Source organism: Quisquiliibacterium sp. (assembly GCF_982640115.1).
Genome location: NZ_CEXFHW010000088.1, coordinates 1 through 15,686 on the forward strand (window position 1 = coordinate 1; position 15,686 = coordinate 15,686).

Genomic DNA, 15,686 nt, shown 5'->3' on the forward strand with positions numbered 1-15,686 from the left:
GGCCGCCACGCCGGCTGCGGTGCGCGTTCTCGCGCAACTGCGCCAGCTCTGACCGAACTCCGCCTTCGCCCAACCGACCGATCCAGGGGACCTCCGCCATGACCACGCAGCAGAAAGCCACACTCTCGTTCTCGGATGGCACGCCCTCCGTCGAGTTTCCGGTCTACCCGGGCACGGTGGGTCCTGATGTCGTCGACATCCGCAAGCTCTACGGGGCAAGCGGGAAGTTCACCTTCGACCCCGGCTTCCTGTCCACCGCCTCGTGCGAATCGAAGATCACCTACATTGACGGCGACAAGGGCGAGCTGCTCTACCGCGGCTACCCGATCGAGCAGCTCGCGGTGAACTGCGACTATCTCGAGACCTGCTACCTGCTGCTCAACGGCGACCTGCCCAACATCGCCCAGAAGAAGGACTTCGTGCGCCGGGTGACCATCCACACCATGGTCCACGAGCAGATGACCCGCTTCTTCCAGGGCTTCCGTCGTGACGCGCACCCGATGGCGGTGCTGGTGGGCTGCGTGGGCGCGCTCTCGGCCTTTTACCACGACTCCCTCGACATCCAGAACCCCGAGCACCGCTTCATCTCGGCCATCCGCCTGGTGGCCAAGATGCCCACGCTGGTGGCCATGGCCTACAAGTACTCCACGGGCCAGCCGTTCATGTACCCGCGCAACGAGCTCTCCTACTCGGCGAACTTCATGCGCATGATGTTCGGCACCCCCTGCGAGGACTACCACCCCAATGAAGTCCTGGTGCGCGCGCTCGATCGCATCCTGATCCTGCACGCCGATCATGAGCAGAACGCCTCCACCTCCACCGTGCGGCTGGCCGGCTCCTCGGGCGCGAACCCCTTCGCCTGCATCGCCGCCGGCATCGCCACCCTGTGGGGCCCGGCCCACGGCGGCGCCAACGAGGCCTGCCTCGAGATGCTCGACGACATCCAGGCCCAGGGCGGCGTGGCGCGCATCGGCGAGTTCGTGGCCAAGGTCAAGGACAAGAATTCCTCGGTGAAGCTCATGGGCTTCGGGCACCGGGTCTACAAGAACTACGATCCGCGCGCCAAGCTCATGCGCGAGACCTGCTACGAGGTGCTCGGCGAGCTCGGCCTGGAGAACGACCCTTCGTTCGCGCTGGCCATGGCGCTCGAAAAGATCGCCCTCGAGGACGACTACTTCGTGCAGCGCAAGCTCTACCCGAACGTCGACTTCTACTCGGGCATCGTGCAGAAGGCGCTGGGCATCCCCACCTCGATGTTCACCTGCATCTTCGCGCTGGCCCGCACCGTCGGCTGGATCGCGCAGTGGAACGAGATGATCTCCGACCCTGACCAGAAGATCGGCCGTCCGCGTCAGCTCTTCACCGGCGCCACCCGGCGCGATGTCCAGGCGATCGGCAATCGCTGATCCGGCCTGAATCCGGGCCCGGCGTGAGCCCGGGCCCAGGAAAGACAAAGGGCGCCCTAGGGCGCCCTTGTTGCTGAAGGGCGCGCAGGCGTCAGCGCAGCGACTGGTTGATCCGCTCCAGCGCCGCCGAGCCCGGACACAGCTGCGCCGCGCCCATGGTGTTGAAGGGCCTGGCCGGTGTGCTCAGATGGGCATGCAGGTCCTGGGCTTGCGGATCGACATAGAGCAGACCGGTGACCACCTCGCCGCGGGCCTGGTGGGTGGCGATATAGGACATCGCGCCCAGCCGGTCGGTGGCGTCATAGTCGGTGGCGATCTTGCGCAGCCGCAGCACCGAACCGTCGTGCTGGGTGACCTCGGTGACCTCGCCCGGGGCGTAGGCTGCGGTGATTTCCGAGCGGCGCGGCATGAAGTCGATCTTGTTGACCGCCTCGTTGTGCTCGCGCACATAGTCGTAGCTCTTGGTGCTGCCGGCGTGGTTGTTGAAGGCCACGCAGGGGCTGACCACATCGATGAAGGCCGCCCCGGGATGCGCGAGCGCCGCCTTGATCAGCGGCACGAGCTGCTCCTTGTCGCCCGAGAAGCTGCGGCCCACGAAGGTCGCCCCGAGCTGCAGCGCCATGGCCACCAGGTCGATGGGCGAGTCGCTGTTGACGATGCCCTTCTTCGACTTGGAGCCCTGGTCGGCGGTGGCCGAGAACTGACCCTTGGTGAGACCGTAGACGCCGTTGTTCTCGACGATGTAGGTCATGTTCACGCCGCGGCGCATGGCGTGCGCGAACTGCCCCAGGCCGATCGAGGCGGAGTCGCCGTCGCCTGACACGCCCAGGTAGATCAGCTCGCGATTGGCGAGGTTGGCGCCGGTGAGCACCGAGGGCATGCGGCCGTGCACGGTGTTGAAGCCATGCGAGTTGCCGAGGAAGTAGTCGGGCGTCTTCGACGAGCAGCCGATGCCCGAGAGCTTGGCCACGCGGTGCGGCTCGATGCTGAGGTCCCAGCAGGCCTGGATGATGGCCGCCGAAATCGAATCGTGGCCGCAGCCGGCGCACAGGGTGGAGATCTTGCCCTCGTAGTCGCGGCGGGTGTAACCGAGCGAGTTGTAGGGCAGGGTGGGGTGATGGAGCTGGGGTTTGGTGATGTAGGTCATCGCGTGCCCTGGTGTGCGTGCGGTGTGCCGGCTCAGGCAGCCTTGCCGCGGGTGATCGGCTCGACATTGCTGCCGCGGATGCGGTCGCCGATCTCGCGCACGATGAACCGGGCGGTGATCGGCGTGCCGTCGAAGTGCAGGATGGGCACCACGGCGGCCGGGGATGCATCGAGTTCGTTGATCAGCATCGAGCGCAGCTGGCCGTCGCGGTTCTGCTCCACGACGAACACGGTGTCGTGATCCTCGAGGAATCGCTCGACCGCGGCGTCGAAGGGAAAGCCGCGCACCCGCAGCAGGTCGGCATGAACGCCATCGGCCTCGAGCACATCGCTGGCCTCGGCCATGGCCGGGCTGGTCGAGCCGAAGTAGATCACCCCGAAACGGGTCTTCTGCGAGGCCGGCTTGAGCACCGAGGGCGGCACCAGCTTGCGGGCGGTCTCGAACTTGCGCAGCAGCCGGGTGACATTCTCGACATAGTCGGGCCCCGCCTCGGAGTAGCGCGCGAAGCGGTCCTTGGTGGTGCCGCGGGTGAAGTAGGCGCCGCGGTTGGGGTGCGTACCCGGGTAGGTGCGGTAGGGGATACCGTCGCCGTCGACATCGTTGTAGCGGCCGAAGACCTGGCCGGCCTCGAGCTGCTCGTGGGTCATGACCTTGCCGCGGTCGAACTCGCGGGCATCGTCCCAGACAAAGGGCTGGGTGAGGCGCTGGTTCATGCCGATGTCGAGGTCGGTCATGACGAACACCGGGGTCTGCAGCCGGTCGGCGAGGTCGAGCGCCAGCGCCGAGAACTCGAAGCACTCGTGCGGATCCTCGGGCAGCAGCAGCACATGCTTAGTGTCGCCGTGCGAGGCATAGGCGCAGGCGAAGAGGTCGGCCTGCTGGGTGCGGGTGGGCATGCCGGTGGAGGGGCCGCCGCGCTGCACATCGATGATGGTGACCGGGATCTCGGCGAAGTAGGCCAGGCCGATGAACTCGGTCATCAGCGAGATGCCGGGGCCCGAGGTGGCGGTGAAGGCTCGCGCGCCGTTCCAGCCGGCGCCCACCACCATGCCGATCGAGGCCAGCTCGTCTTCGGCCTGCACGATCGCAAACCGGTTCTCGCCGGTCTCCTTGTCGACCCGCAGGCGCGAGCAATAGTTCTGGAAGGCCTCGGCCACTGACGAGGACGGGGTGATCGGGTACCAGGCGCACACGCTGGCGCCACCGTAGACGCAGCCCAGCGCGGCGGCGGCGTTGCCGTCGATGAAGATCTTCTCGCCGACATTGTCGGCACGGCACACCTTCAGATCGCAGGCATCGGCCAGATGCTGCGCGGCGTACTCGTAGCCTTTGCGGAAGGCGTCGAGGTTGGGCTCCATCAGCTTCTGCTTGCCCTTGTACTGCTCGCCCAGCAGCCTGGGCACCACATCGGGTTCGATCTCGAGCATGCAGGCCAGCGCGCCCACGTACATGATGTTCTTGAGCAGCTGGCGCTCCCGCGGATCCTGGTAGGCCGCGTTGCACATCTCGGTGAGCGGCACGCCGATCACATGCACATCGGCACGCACGCGGCCCGGCGCCAGCGGCCGGGTGCTGTCATAGAACAGGTAGCCGCCCGGCTCGATCTCGGCGATGTCCTTGTCCCAGGTCTGCGGGTTCATGGCGACCATCATGTCGACGCCGCCGCGTCGGCCGAGGTAGCCCTTCTCGGTCACCCGAACCTCGTACCAGGTGGGCAGACCCTGGATGTTCGACGGGAAGATGTTGCGCGGGCTGACCGGCACGCCCATGCGCAGGAAGCTCTTGGCGAACATCTCGTTGGCCGATGCCGAGCCGGAGCCGTTGACATTGGCGAACTTGATCACGAAGTCGTTGATGCCGGCGATGCGGCGGGGAGCAGGGGCGTTCATGGCTCAGGCTGCCTTTCGCTGGGGCGTCCGGCATCCCGGGCCGGCGTGGGTCGTGGTCAGCAGGAACTTGTGCATGTCCCAGGCGCCGGTGGGGCAGCGCTCGGCGCACAGGCCGCAGTGCAGGCACACATCCTCGTCCTTGACCATCACGCGGCCGGTCTTCAGGTCGGGCGACACATACAGGCTCTGGTCGGTGTGACGGGCCGGCGCGCGCAGCCGGGTGCGCAGGTCGGCTTCCTCGCCGTTGGCGGTGAAGGTGATGCAGTCGGTGGGGCAGATGTCGACGCAGGCATCGCACTCGATGCACTGGCCGGCGTTGAACACCGTCTGCACATCGCAGTTCAGGCAGCGCTGCGCCTCCTTCAGGGCGGTGGCGGGGTCGAAGCCGAGTTCCACCTCGACCTTGATGTCGCGCAGCGCCTTGTTGATGTCGCGCCAGGGCACCTTGTTGCGGGCTTCGGGCGCCACCTCGTTGTCGTAGCTCCACTCGTGGATGCCCATCTTCTGGGACACGAGATTGACGCCCGGCGCGGGGCGCTCGCGGACATCCTCGCCGTTGAGGAAGCGGTCGATCGACACGGCGGCATCATGGCCATGGGCCACGGCCCAGATGATGTTCTTGGGGCCCAGGGCCGAATCGCCGCCGAAGAACACCCGCGGCAGGGTGGACTGGAGCGTGACCTGGTCGAGCACCGGCATGCCCCAGCGGTCGAACTCGATGCCGGTATCGGCCTCGATCCAGGGGAAGGCGTTCTCCTGGCCGACCGCGATCAGGACATCGTCGCACTCGACGATCGTGTCGGGCTCGCCGGTGGGCACGAGGTTGCGACGGCCCTTGGCGTCGTACTCGGCGCGCACCTTCTCGAAGCTCATCCCGGTGAGGCGGCCGTTGTCGTGGAGGAAGGCCTTGGGCACCAGGAAGTTGAGGATGGGGATGCCCTCGTGGATGGCGTCTTCCTTCTCCCAGGGCGAGGCCTTCATCTCGTCGTAGCCGGAGCGCACGATCACCTTGACGCTGTCGCCGCCGAGGCGGCGGGCGGTGCGGCAGCAGTCCATGGCGGTGTTGCCGCCGCCCAGCACGATCACGCGCCGGCCGATCTTCTCGACATGGCCGAAGGACCGAGGAGAGCCACTCGATGCCCACACGGATGTTGGCCGCCGCTTCCTGGCGACCGGGCAGGTCGAGGTCGCGGCCGCGCGGCGCGCCGGAGCCCACGAACACCGCGTCGTAGCCCTCGGCGAGCAGCGACTTCATGGAGCTGATCTCCACGCCGGCGCGGAACGCCACGCCCAGACTCAGCACATAGCCGGTCTCCTCGTCGATCACCTCGGCGGGCAGACGAAAGCGCGGAATCTGCGAGCGGATCATGCCGCCGGCGCGGGTGTCTCGATCGAACACCGTCACCTGATAGCCGAGCGGGGCGAGGTCGCGGGCCACGGTGAGCGAGGCCGGGCCGGCGCCCACGCAGGCGATGCGCCGGCCGTTGGACCGGGCCGCCGGCGGCGGCAGGCGCGCCGAGATGTCGTCCTTGAAATCGGCGGCCACCCGTTTCAGGCGGCAGATGGCCACCGGTTCGGGCCGCTCCTGCTGCGCTTCCTCGACGCGGCCGCGTCGGCAGGCGGGTTCACAGGGCCGGTCGCAGGTGCGTCCGAGGATGCCGGGGAAGACATTGGACTTCCAGTTGACCATGTAGGCATCGCTGTAGCGCCCGGCGGCGATCAGGCGGATGTACTCGGGAACCGGGGTGTGGGCCGGGCAGGCCCATTGGCAATCGACCACCTTGTGAAAGTAGTCGGGATTGCGGATGTCGGTGGGCTGCAACTTGCTTCCTCCAGCGTCCGGGGCGCGCGAGGGCGCCTTTGTCGGGGATGTCTCCTGCCGGCGCAGTCTATGCCGGGCGTCACGGGGCCGGAAGCCGCCGGCGCAGACGGGAATGTCCGCGATTCATTTGTTGAAACCGGCGATGAGCCGTTTTCGCCGCCAGCCGGCTCGCGCCGCAGGCCGGGCGGTGCGCTCGCGTCATGGCGGGCGGCTCACCCGCGGTGATACCATCGCGGCTCAGCCGAAGACAGACCCATGAACTGAGCCATCGTCATCACTGCCAGAGGTCTCGAACCCTAACCCGGAAGCCGGGTGCGGTTCGTCGATCGTCGCCCCACGCTCATGCGGCGATCGAGCATCTTCGACGAGAAACTCGTTGAGAAAGGTGAAGCGCCATGATGAAAGCATTCCAGTCGAACTCGTACCTGTTCGGCGGCAACGCGCCCTACGTCGAGGAACTCTACGAGAGTTACCTCAACAACCCGGGATCAGTCCCGGAACGCTGGCGCGAATACTTCGACAACCTGCAGCATGTGCCCGCGGCCGACGGCAATCCGCAGACGCGTGACGTCGCCCACGCCCCCATCGTCCAGAGCTTTGCCGAGCGCGCCAAGGACGGCACCCTGCAGCCGCGGGTCATGGGCGGCGATGCCTCCACTGCCCGCAAGCAGGTCTATGTGCAGCAGCTGGTGGCCGCCTACCGATTTCTCGGCTCGCGCTGGGCCGACCTCGATCCCCTGAAGCGCCAGGAGCGCCCGCCCATCCCCGAGCTCGAGCCGGGCTTCTACGACTTCAGTGAAGGCGACCACGCCAACATCTACTCCACCAGCAACACCTACTTCGGGTTCGAGCAGGCCACCCTGCGCGACATCCTGCGGGCGCTGCGCGAGACCTACTGCGGCACCATCGGCGCCGAGTTCATGTACATCGCCGACCCCGCCCAGAAGCGCTGGCTGCAGGAGCGGCTCGAGTCCACCCGCGCCCGCCCCAGCTTCAGCCCCGACAAGCGTCGGCGCATCCTCGAGCGGCTGACCGCCGCCGAGGGCATCGAGAAATACCTGCACACCAAGTATGTCGGCCAGAAGCGCTTCTCGCTGGAAGGCGGCGAGAGCTTCATCGCGGCCATGGACGAACTCATCCAGCGCGCCGGTGAGGGCGGCGTCCAGGAGATCGTGATCGGCATGGCCCACCGCGGCCGCCTGAACGTGCTGGTCAATACCCTGGGCAAGATGCCCGCCGACCTGTTCGCCGAATTCGAGGGTCGCCACGCCGACGATCTGCCCGCCGGCGACGTCAAGTACCACCAGGGTTTCTCGAGCGATGTCTCCACCCCCGGCGGGCCGGTGCACCTGTCGCTCGCGTTCAATCCCTCGCACCTCGAGATCGTCAATCCCGTGGTTGAGGGCTCGTGCAAGGCGCGTCTGGATCGTCGCGGCGACAAGGACGGCTCGCAGGTGCTGCCGGTGATCGTGCACGGCGACGCCGCCTTTGCCGGCCAGGGCGTGGTCATGGAGACCCTGAACCTTGCCCAGACCCGCGGCTACGGCACCTTCGGCACGGTGCACATCGTGATCAACAACCAGATCGGCTTCACCACCTCCGATCCGCGTGACAAGGGCTCGACCACCTACTGCTCCGATGTCGTCAAGATGATCGAGGCGCCGGTGCTGCATGTGAACGGCGACGATCCCGATGCGGTGGTCTACGCCACGCAGATCGCGCTCGATTTCCGGCGCGAATTCGCCAAGGATGTGGTGGTGGACATCGTCTGCTTCCGCCGGCTCGGCCACAACGAGCAGGACACCCCCGCGGTCACCCAGCCGCTGATGTACAAGAAGATCGCCCAGCATCCCGGCACCCGCAAGCTCTATGCCGACAAGCTGATCGCCCAGGGCATCATTCCCGCGGGGCACGGCGACGAACTGGTGCGGCGCTTTCGCGCCGCCATGGACGAGGGCCGGCACACCGCCGACCCGGTGCTGTCCAACTTCAAGGGCAAGTTCGCGGTCGACTGGATGCCCTTCCTGAACCGCAAGTGGACCGATGCCGCCGACACCGCCGTGCCCAAGGCCGAGCTGCGCCGCATCGCCGAGCGGATCACCACGGTGCCCGGCAGCGTGAAGATCCATCCGCTGGTCGAGAAGGTCATCGCCGACCGGCGCGCCATGGCCGCCGGCGACCTGCCGCTCGACTGGGGCATGGGCGAGCACCTGGCGTTTGCCACGCTGCTGTCCTCGGGCTTCGGCGTGCGCCTGTCGGGCCAGGACTCCGGCCGCGGCACCTTCACCCATCGGCACGCGGTGCTGCACGACCAGAACCGCGAGAAGTGGGATTCGGGCTACTACATCCCGCTCGAGCACGTGGCCGACAACCAGGGCCAGTTCACGGTGATCGACTCGGTGCTCTCCGAGGAGGCGGTGCTCGGCTTCGAGTACGGCTACTCCACCGCCGAGCCCAACACCCTGGTGGTCTGGGAGGCGCAGTTCGGCGATTTCGTGAACGGCGCGCAGGTGGTGATCGACCAGTTCATCAGCTCGGGCGAGACCAAGTGGGGCCGGGTCTCGGGCCTGACCATGATGCTGCCGCACGGCTATGAAGGGCAGGGGCCCGAGCACTCCTCGGCCCGGGTGGAGCGATTCCTGCAGCTGTGCGCCGAGCACAACATGCAGGTCTGCCAGCCCACCACGCCGGCGCAGATCTTCCACCTGCTGCGCCGCCAGATGATCCGCTTGTTCCGCAAGCCGCTGGTCATCCTCACGCCCAAGAGCCTGCTGCGCAACAAGGAGGCGGTGTCCTCGCTCGAGGAGTTCTCGCGCGGCGGCTTCCAGACCATCATCGGCGAAACCCAGGCCAGCATCGATCCGCGCAAGGTCCGCAAGGTGGTGCTGTGCTCGGGCAAGGTCTACTACGACCTGCTCGCGGCACGGCGCGAGCGCGAGCTCGATGATGTTGCGCTGCTGCGCGTGGAGCAGCTCTATCCGTTCGCCCACAAGACCTTCGAGAACGAGATGAAGCGCTATCCGGCCGCCACCCAGGTGGTCTGGTGCCAGGATGAGCCGCAGAACCAGGGCTACTGGTTCTATGTGCAGCACCACATCCAGGAGGCCCTCAAGGAAGGCCAGAAGCTTAGCTATGCCGGACGGCCGGCCTCGGCCTCGCCGGCGGTGGGCTACTACGACAAGCACTACGCGCAGCAGAAGGACCTGATCGCCGCAGCGCTGGGCGAGACCCGCAGCCGCGCCCGCAGCAAGACCTGACCGTTGCCGGCCTGGCGCGGACGGCCCCTGGGGGCACGTCCGCGTGCCGGCCGGCCAAACCCATCATCGAATGCCCGGTGGCCGGCGCCCGCGTGATGCGCGCGGGCCGCGCCATGGGCACATCCAGCAAATACCAGCGACAGGAGTCTGGACATGGCATTGATCGAAGTGAAGGTTCCGCAACTCTCCGAGTCGGTTGCCGAGGCAACCCTGCTGCAGTGGCACAAGAAGCCGGGTGAGGCGGTCTCGCGCGACGAGAATCTGATCGACATCGAGACCGACAAGGTGGTGCTCGAACTGCCCGCCCCCGATGGCGGCGTGATCGCACGACAGCTCAAGCCCGACGGCGCCACCGTGGTGGCCGGGGAAGTGATCGCCATCATCGACACCGATGCGGCTGCCGGTGCGGCTGCGGCCGCGGCGAGTGACCCGGCCCCCGCCGGCGCGCCCGCTCAGGCAGCTGCCCCGGCTGCCGCGCCGGTTGCGGCCGCGAGCGGTGGCGCCATGGGTCATGTGGCCATGCCTGCCGCCGCCAAGCTCATGGCCGAGAACCAGCTGTCCGCCGGCCAGGTGAGCGGCACGGGGCGTGACGGCCGCGTCACCAAGGGCGATGTGCTGGCCGCGATCAGCGCGCCGGCACCGGCACCGGCACCGGCGGCCGCGCCAGCCGCGATTCCCGCCGCCTCGGCGCCGGCAGCGCTGCCGCAGGTCAGCGCCCCGATCGACCCCGCCAAGCTCCTCGAGGGCCGGCCCGAGCAGCGCGTGGCGATGTCGCGCCTGCGTCAGCGGGTGGCCGAGCGTCTGGTGCAGTCGCAATCGACCAACGCCATCCTCACCACCTTCAACGAGGTCAACATGCAGCCGGTGATGGACATGCGCCGCCGCTATGTCGATCGCTTCGAGAAGGAGCATGGCGCGCGGCTGGGCTTCATGTCCTTCTTCGTGAAGGCGGCAGTGCACGCGCTCAAGAAGTTCCCGGTGGTCAACGCCTCGGTCGACGGCACCGACATCGTCTACCACGGCTACTTCGACATCGGCGTGGCGGTGGGCTCGCCGCGCGGTCTGGTGGTGCCGGTGGTGCGCAATGCCGATCAGCTCAGCTTCGCGCAGATCGAAAAGCAGATCGGCGATTACGGCAAGCGGGCCGGCGAGGGCAAGCTCGGTCTGGAGGAACTCACCGGCGGCACCTTCTCGATCTCCAATGGCGGGGTCTTCGGCTCGATGCTCTCCACGCCGATCATCAACCCGCCGCAGTCGGCGATCCTGGGCGTGCACGCCACCAAGGACCGCGCGGTGGTGGAGAACGGTCAGGTGGTGGTGCGTCCGATCAACTACCTCGCCCTCTCGTACGACCACCGGATCATCGACGGCCGCGAGGCGGTGCTGTTCCTGGTGGCCATCAAGGAGGCGCTGGAAGATCCGGCCCGCCTGCTGCTCGATCTCTGACCGGAGCCTGGCATGAGCGAAAACATCCATGACCTGATCGTGATCGGCGCCGGGCCGGCCGGGTACATCGCGGCGATCCGCGCCGCGCAGCTCGGATTCAAGGTGGCGGTGGTCGAGAAGTGGCTCAGCCCGGCCGGCACACCCGCGCTGGGCGGCACCTGCCTGAATGTCGGCTGCATTCCCTCGAAGGCGCTGCTTGCCTCCTCGGAGGCCTACGAGCACGCCTCGCACCTCGACGCCCACGGTATCGAGGTGAAAGGGGTGAGCCTGAATCTCGCGAAGATGATCGCCCGCAAGGACGGCATCGTGAGCAAGATGACCAAGGGCATCGAGTTCCTGTTCCGCAAGAACAAGATCACCTGGCTCAAGGGCCATGGCCGCTTCGTGGGCCAGGCCGACGGGGTCTATCGCATGGCGGTCAGCGGCGCACAGGGCGAGTCCGAGGCGCAGGCCCGGCAGGTGATCATCGCCACCGGGTCCAAGGCCCGGCACCTGCCCGGCCTGCCGGTGGACAACCGTCTGGTGTGCGACAACGAGGGCGCGCTGTCCTTCGACGCCGTGCCGGCGCGCCTGGGTGTGATCGGCGCCGGCGTCATCGGGCTGGAACTCGGCTCGGTGTGGCGCCGGCTGGGTGCCTCGGTGACGGTGCTCGAGGCACCGCCCGGCTTCCTGGGGGCCTGCGACGAGGCGGTCTCGAAGGAGGCCTGGAAGATCTTCACCCGCCAGGGGCTGGCCATCCACCTCGGGGTGAAGCTCGGCGAGGTGAGCGTGGGCGAGGCCGGCGTGCGGGTGCCCTACACCGACGCCCAGGGTGCGGCGCAGGTACTCGAGGTCGACCGGCTGATCGTGTCGGTAGGCCGGGTGCCCAACACCGAAAACCTGGGGCTGGAGGCGATCGGCCTGGGCACCGATGCCCGCGGCTTCATCGAGGTCGATGATCATTGCCGCACCCGCCTGCCGGGCGTGTTCGCGATCGGCGATGTGGTGCGCGGCCCGATGCTCGCCCACAAGGGCGAGGACGAGGGCGTGATGGTGGCCGAGCTGATCGCCGGCCAGCAGCCGCACATCGACTACAACTGCATACCCTGGGTGATCTACACCTCGCCCGAGATCGCCTGGGTGGGGCGCACCGAGCAGCAGCTCACCGCCGAGGGGCGCGCCTACAAGGCCGGCCAGTTCCCGTTCGCGGCCAACGGCCGGGCGTTGGGCATGGATGCGGCCGAGGGTTTCGTGAAGGTGCTGGCCGACGCCACCACCGACGAGGTGCTCGGTGTGCACATCATCGGCACCGGGGCCTCCGACCTGATTGCCGAGGCGGCGGTGGCGATGGAATTCCGGGCCTCGGCCGAGGACATCGCGCGGGTCTGCCACCCGCATCCCTCGTTGTCGGAAGTGATGCGCGAGGCGGCACTGGCCACCGATCGCCGCGCGCTGAACATGTGAGCGCGAACGCCGTCGGAGATGTGCGCGCGGCCTACCAGGCCGCGCTCGCCGAGCGTGGCTACCAGGCCGACGCCGCGCAGCTGGCCGCCATCGATAGGCTGCAGCGCCTGCACGATGAACTGGTGGTGTTCAAGGCGCAGCGGGCCAACCCGCTGCGCAAGCTGCTCTCGCGCCCGGCGGTGCCACGGGGCGTGTGGCTGCATGGCGGCGTGGGCCGGGGCAAGAGCTTCCTCATGGACTGCTTCTTCGGCACCGTGCCGGTGGTGCGCAAGTTCCGTGTGCACTTTCACGAGTTCATGCGGGGCGTGCACCGCGAGCTCGACGAGCTCAAGGGCAGCGCCGATCCGCTCGATGAGGTGGCGCGCCGCATAGCGCGCCGCTACCGGCTGATCTGCTTCGACGAGTTCCATGTCTCGGACATCGCCGATGCGATGATCCTCGACCGGCTGATGCGCGGGCTCTTTGCCAACGGCGTCACCTTCGTGATCACCTCCAACTACGCGCCCTCGGGGCTCTATCCCGACGGGCTGCACCGCGATCGCATCCTGCCGGCCATCGAGCTGCTGCAGCGTCAGCTCGATGTGCTCTGCGTCGATGTGGGTGTCGACTACCGGCGCCGCTCCCTCGAGCAGGTGCGCGCCTACCACTGCCCGCTCGGCGCGCAGGCCGACGCCGCGCTGCGCGAGGCTTTCGCGGCGCTGGCCGAGACCCGTGATGACGATCCGCGCCTGCTGATCGAGAACCGCGAGCTGCGCGCGCTGCGCCGTGCCGGCGGCGTGGTCTGGTTCGACTTCCGCACGCTGTGCGGCGGGCCGCGCTCGCAGAACGACTACCTCGAGCTGTCGCGCCTGTTCCACACCGTGGTGCTCTCGGACATCCCGCGCATGAGCGCGGCCATGGCATCCGAGGCGCGCCGCTTCGTCTGGCTGATCGATGTCTTCTATGACCAGCGGGTCAAGCTGCTGATGTCGGCGCAGTGCCCGCCCGAGGAGCTCTACACCGCGGGTGCGATGGCGGTGGAGTTCCAGCGCACGGTGAGCCGCATCGTCGAGATGCAGTCGCGCGAGTACCTCGAGGCGCCGCGTCGCGGCGCCGCAGGCGCGCTCACCTGAGCGCGGCGGCGGGCCTCGGACGGACCCGTCGGCCGGCCTGCGTCGGGACCCGGCAACGCTGTCGTAAGATGCCCGGATGAGCGCTGCCGAGACTGCCGCCCGGCTCCAGCCGCCGGGTCTGAGAGCCCTGATCGCCGTGGTCGGCCACGGCCTGATCGAGCGCGAGGAGCAGGCCCGCTGTCTGGTGCTGGCCCTGCTCAGCGGTGAGCATCTTCTGCTCGTCGGTCCGCCCGGCACCGCCAAGAGCGAGCTGGCGCGGCGCCTGCACCGCCTGGCCGGCGGCGCGTACTTCGAGCGTCTGCTCACCCGTTTCAGTGTGCCCGAGGAGCTCTTCGGCCCCTTGTCGCTCGTCGCGCTCGACGAGGGCCGCTACGAGCGCGAGGTGCGAGGTTACCTGCCCACCGCGAGCGTGGCCTTCCTCGACGAGGTGTTCAAGGCCAATTCGGCCATCCTCAATGCCCTGCTCGGTCTGCTCAACGAACGGGTGTTCGACCAGGGCGCGCAGCGCCTGGCCGTACCTCTGGTGACGCTGGTGGCGGCGAGCAACGAACCGCCTGACGATCCCGGTCTGGCCGCCTTCCACGACCGTTTCCTGTTCCGTTGCCCGGTGCCCCCGGTGAGCGATCAGGCCTTCGGGCAGCTGCTGGTGGCGGGCGCATCCGCGGACGGCCTGCCTATCGGCGCCGATGCATCCACGCGGGCCACGCCCTCGCCACTGGATCTTTCGGCGCTCCAGGCGCTGCGTGAGCGCGCGGCGGCGGTCGCGCTGCCGCCAGCGGTGGTGGCCCTGCTGCTCGCGCTGCGCGAGCGGCTGCGCGCAGCCGCGGTGCCGGTGTCGGACCGCCGCTGGGTGCGGATCGTGGCGGTGCTGCGGGTGGCGGCGCTGGCCAATGGCCGTGATGCCGTCGCGGCGGCCGACCTGTGCGTGCTGCCCTGGCTGGTCTGTGAGCGCGCCGAGGAACACGAGCCGCTGCGCGAATGGCTGGCGGCATCGCTCGGTGCCGGGGCCGAGGTCGATCCGCAGTGGTTGTGGCGGGCCGCGCAGGCCTTCGAGCGGCAGCTCGAGCTCGAGTCGAGCGCGACCGAGCTCGCCTTCGACGATTCCGGCAAGCTTGCGCTCATGCGCTCGGTGGGCGGAGCCGAGGGCAGCGAACTCGGCGAGGGGGCGCCGCGACTGTCGGCCTTCAGCCGGCGCAAGCGTTACAGCGCCGGCCACATCGCGGCGCGGCTGGCACAGATCGATCAGCTGCTCGGCGAGGTCGAGCGCTTCACCAGCACCGCACTGGCTCATGAGCGGCTGCTCGGGGAACAGCTCGCGGCCAATCTCTGGGTCGCGCCGGCCTTCGCGCAGCAGGTCCTTGCGGTGCTGCGGGCCAACTGCGAGCGGGTGCTGGCCTGCCAGGCCGCCTTGCGCGATACCCGCGCCGCCTTTGCCGCGCTGCCGGTCACCGAGGGCGATGACGGGCGGGTGCCCGAGCCGGTGCGGCTCGATGACTGAGTCGTCCGGGCTGCCGCAGGCCGACGACGGCGCCGGTACGCTGTCTGGCGTGCTGTTCGATCCCCTGGCCCTCGAACGCCGCTTCGCGCCGCTTGACGCGCTTGGACGGGCGCTCTGGCTGCCGGCGCTGGTGCACACCGAGTCGGGCTTCTTCGAGCGATTCCCGGCGCTCGCGGCCTGGCGGGAACGCCTGCTCGGGGGTGATGCCCGCCTGGTCGCCTCCGAGGGCTGGCCCGATCCGGCCGTGGCCGAGGCCTTCAATTCCATCCTTGCCGATCCCAGGGTGGGCATGCTCACCCGCGGCCAGCCCGCCGCGGTCGAGCAGCTGCAGCGCATGGCCCTGTGGCACATCGATCGCATCAGCCTGCTCAGCCCGCAGCTGGGTCGCGCCGGCGCGGTGGCCGCCTGCGCCCAGGCATTCCGTGCCGACTGGGCCGAGCGCGGCGAGGAACTGCGCCAGTTCCTGCGCCTGTTCGAGTCGCTCGATGGGGTGCTCAACGCATCGCGCTGGAGCGAGCTCTCGGGCCTGCTGCGCTCACAGGCCTGGCAGGACATGCTCGCGGCGCGCGAGCGCATGGCCGGCATGCCGGGTCTGGCCGCGCTGATCGCCCGGCTGGGGCGGCAGCGCCCCGCCGAGGTGATGGAGCCCGCGCCGGTTGCGCTGCC

The 15,686-nt window shown here is 68.5% G+C and carries 8 protein-coding genes and 2 pseudogenes; 7 read left to right on the top strand and 3 right to left on the bottom strand.

Annotated features, from left to right (window positions below; translation table 11 throughout):
• Positions 1 to 98: 98 nt before the first annotated feature.
• A complete protein-coding gene (gene gltA / locus AC2H6A_RS11255; protein WP_484273554.1) occupies positions 99 to 1,406 on the top strand; it encodes a citrate synthase in 1,308 nt (435 codons plus the stop codon).
• Between the two features lie 91 nt (positions 1,407 to 1,497).
• On the opposite strand, the gene AC2H6A_RS11260 is transcribed toward gltA, so the two are convergent.
• The 3 genes and pseudogenes from AC2H6A_RS11260 to AC2H6A_RS11270 all read right to left on the bottom strand — a co-directional run bounded on the left by AC2H6A_RS11260 (position 1,498) and on the right by AC2H6A_RS11270 (position 6,264).
• A complete protein-coding gene (locus AC2H6A_RS11260) occupies positions 1,498 to 2,553 on the bottom strand; it encodes a 2-oxoacid:ferredoxin oxidoreductase subunit beta (protein WP_484273555.1) in 1,056 nt (351 codons plus the stop codon).
• Between the two features lie 32 nt (positions 2,554 to 2,585).
• Entirely contained in the window at positions 2,586 to 4,442 is a 1,857-nt protein-coding gene (locus AC2H6A_RS11265) for a 2-oxoacid:acceptor oxidoreductase subunit alpha (RefSeq protein WP_484273556.1), read from the bottom strand.
• Positions 4,443 to 4,445: 3 nt separating this feature from the next.
• Positions 4,446 to 6,264, bottom strand: a pseudogene (locus tag AC2H6A_RS11270) (FAD-dependent oxidoreductase).
• Positions 6,265 to 6,659: 395 nt separating this feature from the next.
• On the opposite strand from AC2H6A_RS11270, the gene AC2H6A_RS11275 reads away from it, so the two are divergent.
• From AC2H6A_RS11275 to AC2H6A_RS11300, 6 genes and pseudogenes are all read left to right on the top strand, one after another.
• Positions 6,660 to 9,521 carry a 2-oxoglutarate dehydrogenase E1 component gene (locus AC2H6A_RS11275; protein WP_484273557.1) on the top strand — a complete coding sequence of 954 codons (2,862 nt, stop codon included), beginning with the start codon at positions 6,660 to 6,662 and terminating at the stop codon, positions 9,519 to 9,521.
• Positions 9,522 to 9,674: 153 nt separating this feature from the next.
• Positions 9,675 to 10,967, top strand: a complete 1,293-nt coding sequence (odhB, locus tag AC2H6A_RS11280) for a 2-oxoglutarate dehydrogenase complex dihydrolipoyllysine-residue succinyltransferase (protein ID WP_484273558.1) — start codon at positions 9,675 to 9,677, stop codon at positions 10,965 to 10,967.
• Between the two features lie 12 nt (positions 10,968 to 10,979).
• The gene (lpdA, locus tag AC2H6A_RS11285) at positions 10,980 to 12,410 is read left to right on the top strand and encodes a dihydrolipoyl dehydrogenase (protein ID WP_484273559.1); all 1,431 of its coding nucleotides are present in this window, start codon (positions 10,980 to 10,982) and stop codon (positions 12,408 to 12,410) included.
• Positions 12,407 to 13,522 carry a cell division protein ZapE gene (zapE, locus tag AC2H6A_RS11290; protein ID WP_484273560.1) on the top strand — a complete coding sequence of 372 codons (1,116 nt, stop codon included), beginning with the start codon at positions 12,407 to 12,409 and terminating at the stop codon, positions 13,520 to 13,522. Before lpdA ends, zapE begins: the two co-directional genes overlap by 4 nt.
• Positions 13,523 to 13,598: 76 nt before the next feature.
• Positions 13,599 to 15,020, top strand: coding sequence for an AAA family ATPase (locus tag AC2H6A_RS11295; protein WP_484273562.1), 1,422 nt, complete (start codon positions 13,599 to 13,601; stop codon positions 15,018 to 15,020).
• Positions 15,013 to 15,686, top strand: a pseudogene (locus tag AC2H6A_RS11300) (hypothetical protein); the annotation flags it as partial. The gene AC2H6A_RS11295 and the pseudogene AC2H6A_RS11300, both read left to right, overlap by 8 nt.